The organism is Variovorax davisae (genome assembly GCF_030316845.1).
GTDB classification, from domain to species: domain Bacteria; phylum Pseudomonadota; class Gammaproteobacteria; order Burkholderiales; family Burkholderiaceae_C; genus Variovorax; species Variovorax davisae.
In genome coordinates, this window is sequence record NZ_JASZYS010000003.1 from 82,601 (window position 1) to 100,466 (window position 17,866).

15 protein-coding genes and 1 pseudogene are annotated in these 17,866 nt (G+C 66.9%); 12 read left to right on the plus strand and 4 right to left on the minus strand.

Going from position 1 to position 17,866, the window contains the following annotated elements; all coding sequences use genetic code 11:
- The first annotated feature begins 59 nt into the window (after positions 1-59).
- The 12 genes and pseudogenes from QTI33_RS07760 (at position 60) to QTI33_RS07815 (ending at position 12,362) form a co-directional block, all read left to right on the plus strand.
- A complete protein-coding gene (locus tag QTI33_RS07760) occupies positions 60-983 on the plus strand; it encodes a LysR substrate-binding domain-containing protein (protein ID WP_286505219.1) in 924 nt (307 codons plus the stop codon).
- Positions 984-1,072: 89 nt separating this feature from the next.
- The gene (locus tag QTI33_RS07765; RefSeq protein WP_286505220.1) at positions 1,073-1,702 is read left to right on the plus strand and encodes a UbiX family flavin prenyltransferase; all 630 of its coding nucleotides are present in this window, start codon (positions 1,073-1,075) and stop codon (positions 1,700-1,702) included.
- Between the two features lie 19 nt (positions 1,703-1,721).
- A complete protein-coding gene (locus QTI33_RS07770; RefSeq protein WP_286505221.1) occupies positions 1,722-2,546 on the plus strand; it encodes an FAD binding domain-containing protein in 825 nt (274 codons plus the stop codon).
- A gap of 7 nt (positions 2,547-2,553) precedes the next feature.
- Positions 2,554-2,967 (plus strand): annotated as a pseudogene (locus tag QTI33_RS07775) (SRPBCC family protein); the annotation flags it as partial.
- Positions 2,968-3,036: 69 nt separating this feature from the next.
- Complete coding sequence (locus QTI33_RS07780; RefSeq protein WP_444814828.1) at positions 3,037-3,543, plus strand: (2Fe-2S)-binding protein; 507 nt, start codon at positions 3,037-3,039, stop codon at positions 3,541-3,543.
- The gene (locus QTI33_RS07785; RefSeq protein ID WP_286505222.1) at positions 3,540-5,894 is read left to right on the plus strand and encodes a xanthine dehydrogenase family protein molybdopterin-binding subunit; all 2,355 of its coding nucleotides are present in this window, start codon (positions 3,540-3,542) and stop codon (positions 5,892-5,894) included. The genes QTI33_RS07780 and QTI33_RS07785 overlap by 4 nt, the downstream gene beginning before the upstream one ends.
- Positions 5,887-6,633 (plus strand): enoyl-CoA hydratase/isomerase family protein, encoded by a 747-nt coding sequence (locus QTI33_RS07790; protein WP_286505223.1) that lies wholly within the window; start codon positions 5,887-5,889, stop codon positions 6,631-6,633. Before QTI33_RS07785 ends, QTI33_RS07790 begins: the two co-directional genes overlap by 8 nt.
- Positions 6,633-7,649 (plus strand): Bug family tripartite tricarboxylate transporter substrate binding protein, encoded by a 1,017-nt coding sequence (locus QTI33_RS07795; RefSeq protein WP_286505224.1) that lies wholly within the window; start codon positions 6,633-6,635, stop codon positions 7,647-7,649. Before QTI33_RS07790 ends, QTI33_RS07795 begins: the two co-directional genes overlap by 1 nt.
- The gene (locus QTI33_RS07800; protein WP_286505225.1) at positions 7,646-9,172 is read left to right on the plus strand and encodes a UbiD family decarboxylase; all 1,527 of its coding nucleotides are present in this window, start codon (positions 7,646-7,648) and stop codon (positions 9,170-9,172) included. The genes QTI33_RS07795 and QTI33_RS07800 overlap by 4 nt, the downstream gene beginning before the upstream one ends.
- 32 nt (positions 9,173-9,204) lie before the next feature.
- Positions 9,205-10,185 (plus strand): Bug family tripartite tricarboxylate transporter substrate binding protein, encoded by a 981-nt coding sequence (locus tag QTI33_RS07805; RefSeq protein WP_286505226.1) that lies wholly within the window; start codon positions 9,205-9,207, stop codon positions 10,183-10,185.
- A gap of 4 nt (positions 10,186-10,189) precedes the next feature.
- Positions 10,190-10,957 (plus strand): alpha/beta fold hydrolase, encoded by a 768-nt coding sequence (locus QTI33_RS07810; RefSeq protein ID WP_286505227.1) that lies wholly within the window; start codon positions 10,190-10,192, stop codon positions 10,955-10,957.
- Between the two features lie 748 nt (positions 10,958-11,705).
- Positions 11,706-12,362 carry a hypothetical protein gene (locus QTI33_RS07815; protein ID WP_286505228.1) on the plus strand — a complete coding sequence of 219 codons (657 nt, stop codon included), beginning with the start codon at positions 11,706-11,708 and terminating at the stop codon, positions 12,360-12,362.
- Between the two features lie 215 nt (positions 12,363-12,577).
- Here the strand turns inward: QTI33_RS07815 and QTI33_RS07820 are convergent, their stop codons facing one another.
- The 4 genes from QTI33_RS07820 to QTI33_RS07835 all read right to left on the minus strand — a co-directional run bounded on the left by QTI33_RS07820 (position 12,578) and on the right by QTI33_RS07835 (position 17,329).
- Positions 12,578-13,333, minus strand: a complete 756-nt coding sequence (locus tag QTI33_RS07820) for a Fic family protein (RefSeq protein ID WP_286505229.1) — start codon at positions 13,331-13,333, stop codon at positions 12,578-12,580.
- Positions 13,334-13,457: 124 nt separating this feature from the next.
- On the minus strand, positions 13,458-14,576 hold the full coding sequence (locus tag QTI33_RS07825) for a DNA-binding protein (RefSeq protein ID WP_286505230.1): 1,119 nt from the start codon (positions 14,574-14,576) through the stop codon (positions 13,458-13,460).
- A gap of 665 nt (positions 14,577-15,241) precedes the next feature.
- Entirely contained in the window at positions 15,242-15,730 is a 489-nt protein-coding gene (locus tag QTI33_RS07830) for a hypothetical protein (protein ID WP_286505231.1), read from the minus strand.
- Between the two features lie 309 nt (positions 15,731-16,039).
- Positions 16,040-17,329 (minus strand): Ig domain-containing protein, encoded by a 1,290-nt coding sequence (locus QTI33_RS07835; RefSeq protein ID WP_286505232.1) that lies wholly within the window; start codon positions 17,327-17,329, stop codon positions 16,040-16,042.
- Between the last annotated feature and the right edge of the window lie 537 nt (positions 17,330-17,866).

Genomic DNA, 17,866 nt, shown 5'->3' on the forward strand with positions numbered 1-17,866 from the left:
CTGCCCAGCCAGTAAGACCCTGGATGCGATCCTTGTGAGAATTCCTCATAATCCGCGGCATGCGAAAACTGCCGCCATTGAACGCCGTGCGTGCCTTCGAGGCCGCTGCCCGGCACGTGAGCATGAGCGAGGCGGCGCGCGAGCTTGGCGTGACGCACGGCGCCATCAGCAAGCAGGTCGCCGCCCTGGAGGAGTGGCTGGGAACGGCGGTGTTCGAGCGCTCCTTGGCGCCGCTCGGCCTTACCAGCGCCGGCCGTACGCTGCTGGCGGCGGTCACCCCGGCGCTGGATCGCATCTCCGTGGCGGCCAGTTACCTGCAGGAACACAGGGAGACGCGCGCGCTCAGCGTGAATGCGCCGCCCACGATCATGATCCGCTGGCTGATCCCGCGGCTGTCGAACTTCCACCGGCGGCTTCCCGGGGTCGAAGTCAAGCTCACGACCTCCGCGGGGCCGCCGAACTTCGACATCGACCAGGTGGCGATCCGGGGCGCCTTCCGCCAACCCGAAGAGCAGGTGGCGATGCCGTTCATGACGGAGACGATCTTGCCCATCTGCCACCCGGACCTGCTGGAATCCGCGCAGCTGCAGCGGCCGGAGAATCTCAGGCAGCAGACCGTCCTGAGCTACCGGAACGAGCCGCTGCCCTGGGCCGAGTGGCTGGCACTGGCGCAGCAGCCGCTGCTGCGACCGGCCCACGTGCTGCAGTTCGAGCAGATGTACCTGGCGATCCAGGCGGCGGCCGAAGGATTGGGCGTCGTCCTGGCGCCGCTGTCGATGGTGGCGGACGACGTCATCACCGGGAAGCTGTGCGCCCCGTTCGGGGCGGAACTCGCGCGCAAGCGCCAGTACTTCGCCCTCATCGCGCCGGGCTGGCACGGAGACCCGGTGATCGAGAACTTCACGCAATGGCTGCGCAAGGAGGGCGAGGACACCGAGCGTTCGCTCGCCCAGCTGTTGCACGCGCTAAAACGGTCGGCCTGAGGCAGATTGTGAGCATTGCTCACAAGAGTCGCTCGCGTTCGGGAGCTGGTTCGCCCATCATCACGGCCCGCGTCCCCCGAGAGACATCCATGAATCCGAACGTACCGTCCGTACCAGCCTCCCCCCGCCGCCTCATCGTAGGCATCAGTGGCGCGTCCGGCGCGGCATACGGCATCCGTATCCTGCAGATGCTCCAAGGCTCGGGGATCGAGACGCACCTCGTCATAAGCGAATCGGCCCGCATGACGGTGGCCGCCGAATGCGACATGGGCCTGAAGGAGATCGAGGCGTTGGCCGCCGAGGTCCACTATCCCGGGAACATCGGCGCCACCATCTCTTCTGGATCGTTCAAGACGATGGGGATGGTGGTCGCTCCCTGCTCCATCCGCTCGCTGTCCGAGATCGCGTACGGCAATACCTCGGGATTGCTCACGCGCGCGGCCGACGTCGTGCTGAAAGAGCGCCGACGGTTGGTGCTGATGTTGCGCGAAACGCCCCTGCACAACGGCCACCTCAAGGCGATGCTGCAGGCCGGAGAGAACGGCGCCGTGATCATGCCGCCCGTGCCAGCTCTCTATGCCCGGCCCCAGTCCATCGCCGAAATGATCGACCACACCGTCGGACGCTGTCTCGATCTATTCGACATCGATACGCAGTCCGTGCGCCGCTGGGCCGGCATCCGCGCCGCGCGGGCCGCCGACGAGTGCGCACGGCGCTGACGCCTCCTTTCCAGGTCCCATGTATCCCTTCCGCTACGAACGCCCCCAGGACCTCGCTGAAGCCGTGCGCCTGCTGCGCGCGCACGCGCAGGCGAGGCCGCTGTCCGGCGGCATGACCCTCCTGCCCACGCTCAAGCACCGGCTCGCGCGCCCATCGCATCTGGTGGACCTGGCGCGGCTCGACGGCCTGCACGGCATCGCCTATCAGGGCGGCGTGCTGAGCGTCGGCGCTGCCACTCCGCATGCGCAGGTCGCGGCCTCGCCGGTGGTGCGCCAGGCGATCCCTGCGCTGGCCGAGCTGGCCGGCTTGATCGGCGATGCCCAGGTGCGTCAGCGCGGCACGCTGGGTGGCTCGATCGCCAACAACGACCCGGCCGCCGACTACCCGTCGGCCGTGCTCGGTCTGGGCGCGACGGTCGTCACCGACCGCCGCCGCATCGCCGCGGACGATTTCTTCACCGGCATGTTCAGCACGACGCTGGAGGCGGGAGAAATCGTCACCGCGGTCGAATTCCCGCTGCCGCAGCGCGCCGTCTACTGCAAGCACCGCCATCCGGCTTCCGGCTACGCGCTGGTGGGGCTGTTCCTGGCGGAAACGTCTGCCGGCGTGCGCGTCGCGTTGACTGGCGCTGCGCCTTGCGTGCTGCGCTGGACGGAAGCCGAGGCACGTCTGTCTTCCCGTCCAGCGGACGCGCTGCTCGCCATCCAGCAACTACGACTCGCCCCTGAAGGGCTCAACGACGACCTCGCCGGAACGCCCGCTTACCGCGCGCACTTGGCCGGCGTGCTGCTGGACCGCGCGCTCGGACAGCTGTCCGCGTCCCCCGTGGCCATCAAGGACTGATACCCGCATGGAATTCACCGGAACCCAACTCATCCCCGCCCGGCGTGCCGCCGTGTGGGCCGCGCTCAACGACCCGGCGATGCTGCAGCGATGCATCCAGGGCTGCGAGCAGTTCGAGTTCACCGGTCCTTCCGAGTGGCAGGCCGTCGTGCTGGCCGCCGTGGGGCCGGTCAAGGCGCGCTTCACCGGCAGCGTGCAGCTGCTCGACATCGAGCCGCTCGTGGGCTACCGCTTGAAGGGCGAGGGGCAGGGTGGAGTCGCCGGCTTCGGCAAGCTGGAGGCGCGTGTGCGGCTGTGCGACGAAGCCGGCGACACCCGGCTGGACTACACGGCCCAGGCCCAGGTCGGGGGCAAGCTGGCGCAGATCGGCTCCCGGCTGGTCGCCGGCGTGGCGCAGAAAATGGCCGACCAGTTCTTCTCGTGCTTCACAGCCCTTCTCAGCGGGGGCGCCACGGCTTTCGCGCCGGCCGCACGGGAAGTCGATGACGGCGTGACGTCGGCCGGACTCGCCCGCGTGCAACTGACAGTCAACGGCCGCGCGGTGGAGCGGCAGGTCGACAGCCGCACGCTGCTGGTGGACTTCCTGCGCAAGGACCTGGGGCTGACCGGCACCCACGTCGGCTGCGACACCACGCAGTGCGGCGCCTGCACTGTCAACCTCGATGGCATGGCCGTGAAGTCCTGCACCGTGCTGGCGGCGCAGGCCAGTGGCGGCGCGGTCACGACGATCGAAGGCCTGGCGCCCGTTGGCGGGCTGCACGCGCTGCAGCAGGCGTTCAACCGCTGCCATGCCCTGCAATGCGGCTTCTGCACGCCTGGCATGATCATGGCCGCCGACGGCCTGCTGCGCAGCGGCTGCATGGTGGACGACGCCAGCATCGAACGCGCCCTCGAGGGCAACCTGTGCCGCTGCACCGGCTACGTCCACATCTTCGAAGCGGTGAAGGAAGCCGCCCACGCGCTCGGCGCACCGACGCACAGGGAGACGACGGCATGATCGGCCAGCCACTGCCGCGACGCGAGGACGGCCGCCTGATCACGGGCCGCGGCCAGTACACCGACGACATGGACCTGCCGGGCCAGACCTGGGCCGCATTTGTGCGCTCGCCGCATGCGCACGCGCGCATCGTCGCCATCGAAACGGCCGCAGCGAGCGGCATGCCCGGCGTGATCGCGGTGCTCACGGGCCGTGACTATGCGGACGACGGCCACCGCGGCATCGACCACATCCCCAATCCCGTCGACGCGGTCGACGCCCGCGCCAAGGCCTTTACTCGCTCGAGCACCGGCCGGATCTACGAGCGTCGGCAGTGGCCGCTTGCGATCGACAAGGTCCGCCATGTCGGCGAAGCGCTCGTGATGGTAGTGGCGGAAACCGTTCACCAGGCTCGCGATGCGGCGGAGGCCGTCGCCATCGACTACGAGGTGCTGCCGGCCGTGGTGCGCGCGGACGACGCGCTGGCCGAGGGCGCACCGCAGCTGTACGACGACCTGCCGCGCAACCTTTGCTTCGAAACGGAACTGGGCGATCGCGCGGCCGTGGATGCCGCGTTCGCCGGCGCCGCCTGCGTGGTGCGCCGCGAGTTCCGCAACAGCCGCATCGTGAACTGCCAGATGGAGCCCCGCTCGGCCCTGGGCCACTACGACGCCGCACAGGACCGGTGGCTGCTGGTCGCCGGCAGTCAGGGCGTGAACCGGCAGCACATGATGCTCACCGACGCACTGGGCATGGCGCCGGAACGCCTGCGCGTGGTCAGCCCCGACGTCGGCGGCGGCTTCGGCCCGCGCTACGCGCTCAACATGGAGCCGGTCGCCGTGCTCTGGGGCGCCCGCCGGGTAGGCCGGCCTGTCAAGTGGACCAGCGACCGCAGCGAAGCCTTCGTCAGCGACTACCAGGGGCGTGACCTGCTGATCCGCGCGGCCGTCGCCTTCGATGCGCAGGGGCGCATTCTTGCACTGGACAACCATCTGGCCGGCAACGTCGGCGCCCACGCGGTGTCGTACGTTCCGATGTCGAACTCCTCGCGCGTGACGACCAGCGTGTACGACGTGCCCGCGGTTGCCGTGAAGATCTCGGCGGCGATGAGCAACACCGTGCCCACCGGCCCATACCGGGGAGCAGGGCGGCCCGAGGCGATGCATGCCATTGAGCGCGTGCTCGACGTCGCGGCGCGCGAACTTGGTATCGATCGCATCGAAATCCGCCGGCGCAACCTGATTCCCCGCCACACGCTGCCGCGCCTGAGCCCCATGGGTCTGCCCTATGACGCCGGCGACTTCCAGGCCAACATGGATCGGGTGCTGCAGTTGGCCGACTGGGCCGGCTTCGCACGGCGGCGCGAGGCTTCCGCCGCGCGCGGCAAGCTGCGCGGCATTGGCTTGGCGAACTACATCGAGTCGCCGGTGGGCGCTCCGCGCGAACGCATCGAGCTGGAGATGCGGCCCGACGGCCAGCTGGACATCGTGTCCGGCACCCAGTCCACCGGCCAGGGGCACGAGACCAGCTTCCTGCAGGTGCTCGCCGAGCACCTGGGCCTGCCACCCGAGCGCATGCACCTGCGAACCGGCGACACGGAGTTCGTCAAGGTCGGCGGCGGCACCCATTCCGACCGCTCGATGCGCTTGGCCGGCACGCTGCTGGTGGAGGCTTCGGCGCGGCTGCTGGAGCGCTCGCGCCTCGTCGCCGCCGATCTGGCGAAAGCGGATCCGCAGCGCCTGCAGCGGCATGGCGATGGCTTCGTGCTGAAACGCAAGTGGTGGTTCGATCGCGTGCTTAGCTGGGCCGACCTCGCCCGCCACGTGGCTCAGCACGGACTGCCGGACGACCGCGCCTGCAAGCGGCTGGCGGTCGTGGCAGAGTTCTTCGGCCGCATGCCCGCCTATCCCACCGGCGCGGCCGTGTGCGAGCTGGAGGTCGATGTCGATACCGGGGAGGTCGAGCTGCTGCGCTACGCTGCCGTCGACGACGTTGGCCGGGCGATCAATCCACTGATCCTGGAAGGCCAGATCCACGGCGGACTGGCGCAGGGGCTGGGCCAGGCGCTGGGCGAGCACTACGCCATCGACGGCAAGGGTCAGGTGCTGGCCGGTTCCTTCATGGACTATCGGCTGCCGCGTGCCGGCCTGCTGCCGCCCCTTACGATCGAACTCACCAACGACCCCACGCACGGCAATCCGCTGGGCGTCAAGGGTGGCGGCGAGTCGGGCATCACCCCGGCTACCGCGACCACCTTCAATGCCCTGGCGGACGCGCTGTCGGCGCACACCCGGGAAGAAATCCCCATGCCCGCCACCGCGCTCGCGCTGTGGGAACTGATCCGGAAATCGCAGGAGCTTCGCCATGCATGACAACGACGGCGGCAGCCTGGACGCGGTGCGCGTGCGCCGCGACGGCAACGTGCTGCACATCACCCTCAACACGCCGGACAACGGCAACCTCGTCAGCGCGCCCATGGGCGAGGCCATCATCGCGGCGCTGACGGGCCTGGACCCCCAGGTCCGGCTCGTGGTGCTGCGCGGCGCCGGCGCGGACTTCTGCGCCGGCCGGGTGTCGCCCACGCCAGCCAAGGGCGCGCCGCCGCCGTCCAGCGAGCGCCTGCGCCAACTGGTGGCGCAGCCTGCGCTTGACCTCTACGACGCGATCAAGGCCACCCCGGTGCCCACCCTGGCCATCGTGCAGGGACGCGCGATCGGTGTCGGCACCGCGCTGGCCGCCTTGTGCGACCTGACGCTGGCGGCGGAAGACAGCTGCTTCCAGGTGCCCGAGATGGAGCGCGACATCCCGCCCACGCTGGTGATGGCGGCGCTGTGCGACCGCGTGCCGCCCAAGTCGCTGGCCTGGCTGGTTCTCAGCCGCCGCGAGTGGTCCGGCAGCGAGGCGCAGGCCGGCGGCCTGGTGAGCTGGACGGCTCCGGCGGCCCGGCTGGAGCAGGAAGCCCAGGCGCTCATTGCCACGCTGGCCGCAGGCTCGCCCGTAGCCCTGCGCGCCTGCAAGCAGTACCTGGCCCACGCACCGGCCATGAACCCGCAGGGGGCGAGCGCCTTCGCGGCCCACCTGTGCGCCACCGCGCTGTCGGCGCGCTATTGATGAACCCGGAGCTTTCGATGCACCTTTCCAACTCGACGACGATTCGCCGCCGCCATCTGCTTGCCCTGGCCGCCGCCGCGCTGCCGGCGGCCAGCTTCGCCCAACCCAGCGCCGCCGGCGCGTGGCCGGACAAGCCGCTGCGCATGTTCGTCGGCTATGCCGCCGGCAGCGGCATCGATACCGCGGCGCGCCAGTTGGCGCACCGCATTGAGGTGCTCGCCGGCCAGCCGGTGGTGGTGGATAACCGGCCCGGTGCCCTGGGCAATCTTGCGGCGCAGGCCGTCGCCGCTGCCCGCGGGGACGCTAACACCATCCTGTTCACGCCCAACTCCACGCACGCGGCCAACATCCACCTGTTCAAGAAGCTGCCCTTCGACCCGGTGAAGGACTTCGCTCCGGTGAGCAGCGTCGCCACGCTCGGCTTCGTCCTGGTCGGCGACCCGAAGACGGTCAACGTCACCAGCGTGAAGGAACTGGTGACGGCGCTGCGCCGGGAGCCGGGCCGCTGGGCCTATGGCACCGGCAACGCCACCGGACTGGTCGCTGGCGCGATGTTCAAGACGCTGACCGGCACCGACATGCTTGCCGTGCCCTACAAGAGCGTCCCGCCCGCCATGACCGACCTGATGGGCGGGCGCCTGCAACTGGTGTTCGCCGATGCGACGCTGGCCATTCCGTTGGTGCGCGCGGGCAAGCTGCGCGCGCTGGCGGTCAGCGGTTCGCACCGCATGGCGGCCCTGCCGCAGGTGCCGACTATGGCCGAAGCAGGGGTCCCCAAGTACGACCTGACCGCATGGTTCGCGGTGTTCCAGCCGGCCGGTGTGGCGCCCGAACACAACGCGCGCATGGCCTCGCTGGTCCAGCGCGCGCTGCAGGATCCGCAACTCGCCGAATCGCTGCGCAGCATCGGCGCCGAACCCGAATCCTCCACGCCGGCCGAACTGGCCCAACGCGTTACCACTGATACCGCGCGCTGGGGCGCGCTGGTCAAGCTTGCAGGGATTGAAGCCGAATGAACCCAAACCTCGAACAATTCCGCCTCCGACGCTTCCTCGACGCGCTCGGCCCCGAACAGCTGCAACGGCATGGCGTCACCGCACTGGCTGATGTCGCCGTCGCGCTGGAAGGCGCAGCCGCGGCGCAATTCTTCGCGCAGCCGGGCGGCGAAGGGCCCGAACTGGTTGGCAACGTGATGGGCAGTCGCGAACGTGTGGCGCAGGCTTTCGGCTCGACGCCGGGCGACCTCGTGACCGAGGTGCTGCGCCGCCTGCGCAAGGCGCAGCCGATCGTCACGGTGCAGCGCGCCGATGCCCCGGTGCAGGAGGTCGTGCTGGAGGGGGACGCCGCCGACCTCACGCAACTGCCGGTGCACCTGCAGCACGAGCTGGATGGCGCGCCCTACATCGGCGCGATCGACTTCTCGCGCGACCCGTCCAATGGCTGGACCAATATCGGCGTGCGCCGTCTGATGCTGCGCGGTCGCCGCAAGGCGGGCGTGGACCTGGTGGCGCCTTCGGACATGCGCGCCCTGTACCTCGGGTACGCGCAGCGCAAGCAGCCGATGCCGGTGGCCTTCGTAGTGGGCGCCAACCCGATCGACTACGTCGCCGCCACCATGCGCATGCCGGTCGACGAGATGGGTTTGCTGGCCTCCCTGCGCGGCGCGCCGCTGGGCGTGGTCAAGTGCATCACCAGCGACCTGCTGGTGCCGGCCGATGCCGAATACGTGCTCGAAGGCTACCTCGACGAACGCGGCCACGTGGACCCGGAAGGGCCCTATGGCGAATTCCTGGGCTACTACGGCGGTGTCAAGCGCAACCCGGTGTTCCACCTGACGGCGATCACGCACCGGCGCGATCCGGTGTTCCAGACCCTCACGATCAGCGGCCGGAACATGGACCGCACCGACACCGCGCAGCTCTGCGCCTTGCGCACCGAGGTGACCGCGTGGCAGTCGATCCAGCTGGCCGTGCGCGAACTGAAGGCGGTCTACGCCAGCGCGGCGACCGGCGGCATGTTCAACCTGCGCGTGGCACTGCAGCAGCGCGTACCTGGCGAGGCGCGCAACGCCATCGCCGCGGCGTTCGCATGCCAAGCCAACATCAAGCACGTGTTCGTGGTCGACCCCGACATCGACATCTTCTCCGACGCCGAGATGGAGTGGGCGCTGGCGACGCGTTTCCAGGCCGGCCGCGACCTGGTAGCCATGGATGGCATGCGGGCAATGCCATTGGATCCGTCGCTGCGGGGCGCGCGCGCTGGGAGCAAGCTGGGCTTCGACCTCACCCTGCCGTTGCTCGCGCCGGGCGAGCAGCGCAGCATGGAATACCTGGTGCCCACTCCGCCACAGGTAGCGCCGGCCGACGCTCCCGTGCGCAGCCCGGAGGTCGCGCTGGCCGAAGGGGCGAAGACGTTCGCCGAGCTGATGCGGGCCACCGGCAGCCGCGATGGCCGGGAACTGGTGCGCTGGCTGGAGTCGCAGGGCGCCGAAGGGCGGCTGGATCGCGACGACCGTGGCCGCTGGCGTCTGCGTTCCTGAGCTTGCCCGCCCGAATCCATGAAGGAAACGTCATGAACAATCCGAGAGCCTTCCGCGCGGCCTGCGCGCTCGTGCTTGCCACTCTCCTCGGCCCGGTGGCAGCGCCGGCAGTGTCCGCGGCGGCGGCCTGGCCCGAGCGGCCTGTCAAGCTGGTGGTGCCGTATCCGGCCGGGGCGGGCGCGGACACGACGGCGCGCCTCGTCGGCGAGAAATTGAGTGCACGCCTCGGCCAACCGGTCGTGATCGAGAACCGGCCGGGCGCGGCGACGAACATCGCGATGGAGTGGGTGGTCCACCAGCCGGCGGACGGCTACGCGCTGTTCTTCGCTTTGCCGACCGTGGTGCAGAACCCCTACCTATACAAGCTGCGCTTCGACCCGCGCACGGAACTGCGGCCCGTGGCCAAGCTAACCGAGGTCAGCTTCGTGCTGCTCGCCAGCAGTGAATTCCCTGCGCGCAGCGTCCCCGAGTTACTGAAGCTGGCGGCTGAGAAGCCTGGCCAGGTGAGTTGCGGATCACCGGGCGCCACGCCTGGCCTGGGCTGCGAACTGCTCAAGAGCCGGGGCAATGTCGACATCACCGTGGTTCCGTACAAGGGCAATGCTCCAGCCTTGACCGACCTCGCTGGAGGCCAGATCAACCTGCTTTTCGATCTGGTGAGTTCGGCGAAGCCGCACGTTGCTGCGGGCCGTGTGCGCGCCATCGCCACCACCAACAGCAAGCGGGGCGATCCCCAGTTTCCCGAGCTGCCCAGCGTGGCCGAGACGCTGCCCGGTGTCGAGCTGACGGCCTGGCAGGGCGTCATGGTGCCTGCCAGGACGCCCGACGCCGTGGTCCAGCGACTGGAGCGCGAACTGGCTGCCGTGATGGCCGACCCCGACGTGCAGGCCAGGCTGGCCGCCAATGGGCTCACCCGGTCCTTCGAGGACGCTGCGCGCTTTCGCCAGACGCTGGCGCGCGAATTCACCCGCTACGAGAAGCTGATTCGCGAAACGGGCATGAAGGGGGAGTGAGGGCATGACTGCACCGATTTCTTGCCTGCGCTTCGGGCAGGGTGGGCACCGCGTCCTCTTCCTCGCGGGCTGGCTGGGCACCGCGCAGGACTGGGGTGCCGTGCTGCAGGCCATGGACCCGAACGCGGTGTCGGCTTGCCTGCCGGACATCCGGGGCTATGGCGCGCGCCGCGGCGAGTCAGGCAACTTCTCGTTCAGCGAAGTGGCGCAGGACGTGCAACGCATCCTCGACCAACTAGGCTGGGACAACTGCACACTGGTGGGGCATTCCATGGGCGCCATGGCGATGCAGCGGGTGCTGGCAGATGCGGGCCAGCGGGTCCGGGCACTGGTGGGCATCGCCCCGGTGCCCGCCTGCGGGTCGCGAATGGATGCGCAGCGCTTTGCCGCGTTCGAGGCGGCTGCTCACGACGTCGCCGGCCGGCAGGCCATCGTCGCCGCATCCACCGGCCAGCGGCTGTCGGCAAACTGGGCCCGCGAAGTCGCACGAGCGTCCTGTCAGCGATCGAGCGAGGACGCCGTCGTCTCCTACCTGAACGAATGGGCACGAAAGGGATTCGAAGACGAGATCGCCGGCAGCGCCTGCCCCGTGCGCCTGTTCGTCGGACAGCACGATCCGGGGTTGACCCGCGCCGCCATCGAGCGGACCTGGCTGCGCTGGTATTCCGATGCCATCGTGGAGGAACTGCCCAACTCCGGCCACTATCCGATGTTCGAAACGCCGGTGTGGCTCGGAACCCGGCTCGAAGCAACCCTGCGCGAACTGGCCTGAGTCGCCCCCGTCATTGCACGGAGGCCGCAATGGCCCAAGGTCGCAATGCACCTCCTGCGACCTCGGTGCATCACAAAGCCAAATACGCCAATGGACATGAACAAGTCTGGGGAGGCATGGGGCCTCACCCTAAGTAGTTCAAGGCCTTGGTCGCCTCTGGCAAAACGCTCAAGGAGCTTGCGATCTAAGCCACGAAGTTCTCCACAACTGCAAACGCGCGCAGTCGGCGCATTCCGCCACTGCGTCACTGATTTCTGGCGTCGCACGCCGCCGCCTGCGAGCATGCCATGCACGGCCCGCGATCCTGCCCACACTCTCCGCACGATCGTCTGGCGGGATCCGGGCCCTGGTTGCCGAGTGTCCGACCTGTGCTCGAGGAAGTCGGGGTGCCGGTCTATAAAGCGGGTCTGGCCCGCTGGCGTCAGCATTGGGTGCTCTGTCACGAGTACGGACTGACGCCGGTTGCTATTCTTGAGCCTCGGTCTGAGGGCACGCTCGATGCGCTCAACGCAGTTCTGTCCGCTCAGCGGCGGAAGGCAGAAGGATTCAGAGAGCCGCCAATAGGGCCATATCGCAATCGCCAATCTGCACGGCTTGTAGACAGGTTTGAAGGCAAGCTCGCGGCCGATGAGTCGCGGCCTGTCGATTCTTGAAGTCTTTGAACGGGGGAGCCCGCCGGAACTGAGAAGGGCGGGTAGCGGCCAATGAGCGTGGACAATCGTGTCCCCTGTCTTGCCCATGCGATCCGATGCCTCCGCGCCAGTACCTTCTGCTCACCCTTTCTGATCACCGTTCAGCTACCTTGGAGCTTGACAGGAACGGCGGGGCCCCGGGCACCTACACGCGGTTCCTGAACATCGATGGCCGCTGGGCGGTGCATGGCTCGCAGCATGCGCCGCTGCTTGTTTGGGATCCGGCATACGCCGACCTGGCCAATGCGGCGGCCGCGCGCGCTACGGCAGCACGCCAACGCCCCGTCGTGGTTTTATCGCGGGGAGATTCGGGGTGGGAGGAAGGTCGAGAGATCCAGGTATTCATCGAGGCATTCGAATCGGCGCTCCTCGGGCACACCGCCCACAGCGCGGCAAAGGCCCGGCGGCTGCGGACCGAGGCCGACAAGCTGGAGGCGTTCTCCCTCATCGTGCGGCAGGCGTCTGCCGCAATGGATCACGAGCCATTCGCGTCGGTCCGCCTTGCTGCGGGCAAAGCCTTGCTCGCGAAGTTCGGCGGCGGGTCCATCACGTCAGCGTTCGCTTGGCTGGCGGGGAAGGCCGGTAGTGCTGCACTCGCGAGCGTACTTTCAGGCGAGGTGGAGCTCGCGGGCCCGCTCTCCACCAAGGAAGTCGCTGACGCGGTAGCGCTGGCGCGAGAGGCCGACCGGTTGCAGGGGGCTCAGGGGTCCTAGTTCGGAGGGTGAGTCGAGTCCAGGCGGAAGTGTGCCTGGATCGAATTCACTCGCGGACGCATTCAGCCCTTGCTGCTGCCGCCCGGAGTCTCCGGGGCGGGAGGCGCGGGCCTTTCGACGGAGTCGGAGCTGGCCGCGGCGATACGCTCCTCGGGTTCTTGGACCGGATAGGCGCTGCGGTATGCGTCGAGCACGAAGGGGGATGCATTAGCAGGTCACCGATCTCGTAGTAAGTCAGCTGGGCGCTGATGTAGGCCTCGATCATCGAAACAGGGAACTGGATCGGCGGCAGAGGCGATCAGGATCGCGATCTGGAAGACCCGCGACGTTCGCTTGTTCCCATCCTCGAAGAGCTGCAAGCATGAGAGCGCGCACGCTGCGTAAACCGAAGCATCGAAGGGGTTGGCTGCCCGAACAATGTTCTCCTGGACGCGGGCAGCCTGCTTGTCCAGATACGGGGGGGCGTCGGGCGGCCTGTACTCTGTGCCGGAGATGCGTACCCGCCGGGTCTTACGCGTTGCGCCGAGTTGATCGTCCGGCAAGATCCCTCGCATCAACACGGAGTGGATCCTCCTCACGCCCTCGACGCCCGCGTGGACCAATGCCGAGGCGTCGCCTAGAACCAACTCGTAGGCGCTGCGCAGGTTGACGATCATCTGGGCTTCAACAAAGCTCTTTCCGCCCGCGGTGCGGCCCATCTTCAGCAAGGTTATGGTGTCCGCGTGCGAATAGGTGTTGCCCTCGATCTGCGCAGACGTATGGGCGAAGTCGATGGCCGACTCCTCCTTCCACCTGGGGTTTGCAAGCAACCTCGAAAGGGGGTTTGCGCCCGCGTGCCGGTTGAGCTCGGCCAACTCTTCGTCGAGGAGGTCTATCGAAGGGAGGGGAGGGATAGGCGAGTTGTTCGGCGGGAAAGGGTGGGCCTGAAGAAGAGGCGAGGGCGGGGCCCCAATGCCCTTCAGATGGCGCATCTTCCTGAATCGGTCCAATAGGTCCTCGGCAGTCGGAGCTCAGTCCTGAGCCCATCCACGAGTTAGGCCGCCTTCTGCTCGTTGAAAGGCGACATGAAAAGCTATTGTCTTTGCCCGTGCGCACTCATTCCGACGTCTTCTTGCCCCTAGCGGCACGGCCGGGCGCGGGCTTCGCTGCTCCTTCGCTGCTTCGGCTCGCCTCGAGCTGGCGCAGGGCTGCCATCGTCGCCGCGTGTCCCTCCCCCAGTTGGGCAATCTCCCGCTCGGCCTGCCCCTGCTGGCGCTCGAGCTGCGCGGCCAGGTCGGTGGCCCGCTGCTCTGCCCCGGCGGCGCGCTCGCGCAGTGTCGCCAGTTCGACCTGGCCCTCCTGATGCTGGCGGGACCAGGTGGCGGCCGCCTCGCGGTGCGCGGCCTTCTCGGCTCGGAGGGCCTGCTCTGCCGCGGCCTGCGCGGTACGTGCGGCCTCGTGTTCTGCCGCCCGCGCCTTCTGCTCTTTGACGAGGTCCCCGGAGGCCTGGCGCGCTGCGACCCGCTCCCGGTCGACGTCGGCCAGTAGCCGGCGCTCGTGCGCAACGTGGCGCTGCTCGGCCTCTCTGGCGTCGCGCTGCGCCGTGCCCAGTTCCATTGCTGCCTTCTCCCGCAGCGCTTCCTTGCTGGCCACGGCCTCGTCGAACGCCTTGCGCAGGCGCCGCACCTCGGCTTCGGCGTCGCTGAGAAGGCGAGCGGATTCCTGCTGCTGCGCGTGCATCTGGGCCTCCATGGCCGTCACCGCCTGACGCGAGGACGCCAGCGCTTCATCGAGCGCCACGCGCGCCTGCTCGAAGGAGGTCTCGCGCTGCTGCAGGTCCGCTTCCTCCCGGGCCAGGGCGCTGCGCTGCAGCTCGAGCTCGCGGCGGGTCGCCTCGGTCTTCTGAACCTGCGCTTGGTCGGCTTCGCGGCGGGCGGTCTCCCAGAACAGCTTGGCGGCCTGGACGATGCCCAGGGGCAGCTGATGCGCTTCGCCGGCGGCCAGATTTGCGCCATGGCCGTCCAAGCGCTTGCCGAGCGTGGCGAACCAGCGCTCGAGCATGGGGCTCACGGTGTTGGGTGAGCCGCTGCCGATCTTTTGGCGCACGCGCTCGATGGTCGGGCGTAGACCTTCGTGCAACAGCGCGTCGGCCGCTTCCCAAACCTGGGCTTCCTGGATGCCGCGGCCGGCGCTGCGGATCGGGAGGATGTTGGCGCTCGAACTTCTCGGATCCATGCGGGTTCCTTCCCTGAGGTTTTACTTTCGATAATAATGGATTATCGAAATATATTTACAATATACGTAAGACATCATACATGGCATGTGTGACGAATAACGGAACGACATGCGGTTCTAGTAATTCGTTTGACAAAGTTCAGGTAATTCCTTTGCAGGCCGTGGGGTGTGCCCCGTTGGTAACCAGAGCCAAGGTGGGGTCCGCCCCGGGAGTCCGGCCGCCGAAGGACGGCAGTTGGGATTTCGGGCCCGCTAGAGCTGCCAGCGGTGGGCGGAGGCCCTCGGGTCCTCGCGAGTTGCCCGCGGCACTGAACGAGTCTGCGAAGCTCCACGGTTGGGAACGAGCGTCGCTGGGCGATGCTCGTGCGCGAGGCCCGACGACGATGTGGGCAGTTAGCCGCCCAACGCGCGCGATCAAATGCTTGAACACGAACGCTCTGACGCGGGCCTGCATCGGCGGCCCGAGCCCGGGCAGCGCCCCGACTCAACGTCCTGAGTCTTGGACTACAACCACAACCACAAGCTCACGCTGACCATCGCGATCTCGCGTGATGGCAATCTCTTGGTGCGGAAGAAAAGTCGTTATAAATCAACGGCTTAAATCATGCAATGCAGCTTATGTTAAATATAGGGTGGTGGCAGCGCGATCCGATCAAAACAGGCATTCACTCTAGGCGCTTGCCGAATTCGGCGACTGCTGATTCAGCCTCGGACCGACTAACCGGATTCGCCCTTAGGATCCAGTTCAAGTACACGGTGAACTCCCGGTAGCCCGTCATCGCCTGTCCAACCTTCTTCACATCTCCCGTAAGAATCACGTACTTCGGCTCCGCTCGATCGATCGGCATTTGGAACGAGAATGGCTTGCCGTCATTGACCTCAAGCAAGATCGTATTCCTTCCGACTGGAACATTGACTGCCACAAAGTCATTGTTCGAGATCGTCGCTACGAGGTTTCCGTTCACGTTCAATCGCAGTTCCCGCACATATGGCGGATAGCTCTTGCGAATGAAATACACGAGTGCCTTCCCGTCGCCAGGAGCTGAAGTCGGTTGAAGGGTTCGGGTCGTACTGCAGCTCGTCAATATCAAAGTCAAAAGCAGAAGACCGACACGCGAAGCCAAGGAGAATAAGCTGATTCTGATGAGGCTCATGGAAGTGAATGTACGTGCGCAATAAAAGAGGATTCTCACGGACCTGTTCCGGCCGCGTAGGCGGACTTCCGCTCTAGCTGCAAGCCCTAACAAAGGACTGATCCGTACTCGATTGTTGACGGTCGCGCAGTTGGTGCGCACGCGCTTCAAACCCAGCGCTGCAGACAATGTTGCGTCAAGGCATCGCAGGCGAGCCAGAGCCACCGGACCGCCAGTCCGAATCAGCAGGCATAGGAGGAGCGAGCACGCGACGGTCGATCCCGGTGCGTCGGAGTTCGCTGATGATTGAGTCGCCGCAGTTAGGCCGCACTAGCGGATGGCGAAGGTAAGCAGGGTCGATTGCTGCAGCCAACTGATTCCCGCGTTTGTGATGGTGATGTCCAAGTAGCAGATGAAATTTCCAGCCGTACCCGGGGTGCCCGACACGACTCCTGTCGCGGGGTCGATCGAAACACCGGTCGGAAGCGAGCACGGTCCTGGCTGCTTCGCATAGTTGTATGTCGGCGCCGTCAGGGGCAGTGAACTAATCGCCGTGATGATGGGATTCAGAGAGATGGGCGTGCCTACCGTGCCGACGGGCACGGTGCTCGAGACATGGCGAATGAGGATCGGTCGGCTAGCGCTCACGCCGAAGTTCGTTTGGGTGGGATTGCTCGCGCCGCCCGGGGTGACGATGGTGGCCTTCACCAGGATGGATAGGTTTGCCGAGGTCGTCGTCGGCGTTCCGGCGATTCGACCGGTGGCGGGGTCGATCGTCAGCCCGGCGGGTAGTTGCACAGCAGGTATCGCGAAGTCCTTGAGGATGCTGCCCGCAGGCGCCGTGGCGCTGAGACTGACTTCGGCGGAGAAAGGCTGGCCGATGTACGAGTTCATTCCGTTAAGGCTCTGCCCCGTGCCGCCCGTGTTGACGTAGCCGAAGCCTGGCACGCCGACGTTGACGGCATACGTCGCCACCGTCTCGTAGGCCCCGAATTTCGTGCTCATCCGCGCGCCAATTTCGGCGGAGAAGGAGCCGACAGAGGTCGTGGTACCGACCACTGCGCCGGTGTTGGCGTTCAGCGTGAGTCCTGGTGGCAGAGCGCCGCTCTTGAGCGTGTAGACCCACGCAATCTCCGCGTCGGCCGGCGCCTCCCATCCGGAGATCGTCACGACATCGTTCACCGTCTCGCCGATGGAGAAGGCATTCTGACTCATCGTGCGAGCCATGTAGCGTGCAGAAGGCGCCAGCACGCGGACGGTGACAGTCGACTGGATCGTGTTTGACACCCCAGAGGCGCCAACCCGGATGCTGATGTTGAAGTTGCTCCCGGGTTCGGTGGGGCGCCCAACGATCGCGCAATTGCTGCCGAGCACCATACCGGCGGGCAGCTTGCCGGCGGTCGCCACGCAGATTGGCGCGTGGCCATCGAATCCGAAGAACGCGGGCATAACCACGGAGTCCTTGAACAGATAGACATCCCGATTGGGCCAAGTCAACCCAACCTGCAGGGTCTGGACACCGCCACTGGTCGTGCTGCCACCTCCTCCAGCGGACCCTCCGCCTCCGCAAGCCGACATGAAAGCCAGGACGACAAGCAGCGACGCGCGAAGGAAGGCCATAGGTTGTCTTTGTTGGTGTGGCGAGCGTCAACTCGAACCTGGCCACAATAAAATGGAAAGAATTCGAAATCGACAGAAAGCGCAAGTGAGGACTAGCTAAATTGCGCCTCCCATAGTCTGGGCCGCGACTTTTATAGCCGAGCCAGTCTATCGGTTACCCATCGCATGGCAAGAGACCGCTTGCAAAAACCGCCGACGCGAGGATGCAGTTTTGATCCTGACAGTCCGGAATCTGCCCCGGGCGTGACGTAATTCCGCGGTGGTCGAATTCCGCCTGGTTAGACGAAGGCGACCAAGGAGACGACGCCAATGGCAACGGCAGGAATCCAGACGAAGCGTCAAAGCGGAAGTCGAGGTAACCCGCCGACGAACTGACGAAGGCGGTCTGCCGCAGAATGGCCGCGCCGGAAGAGCGCCGCAACGAGCGGCCGCCATTGGCCGCCTCTCGACGCCTACAAAAGTCGGACTGCTGTTGGTCGACGCCGCGAGTACCGCTGCGATCAGGCGCGGGAGCAGCGAGGTTCTCAGGGACTTGCG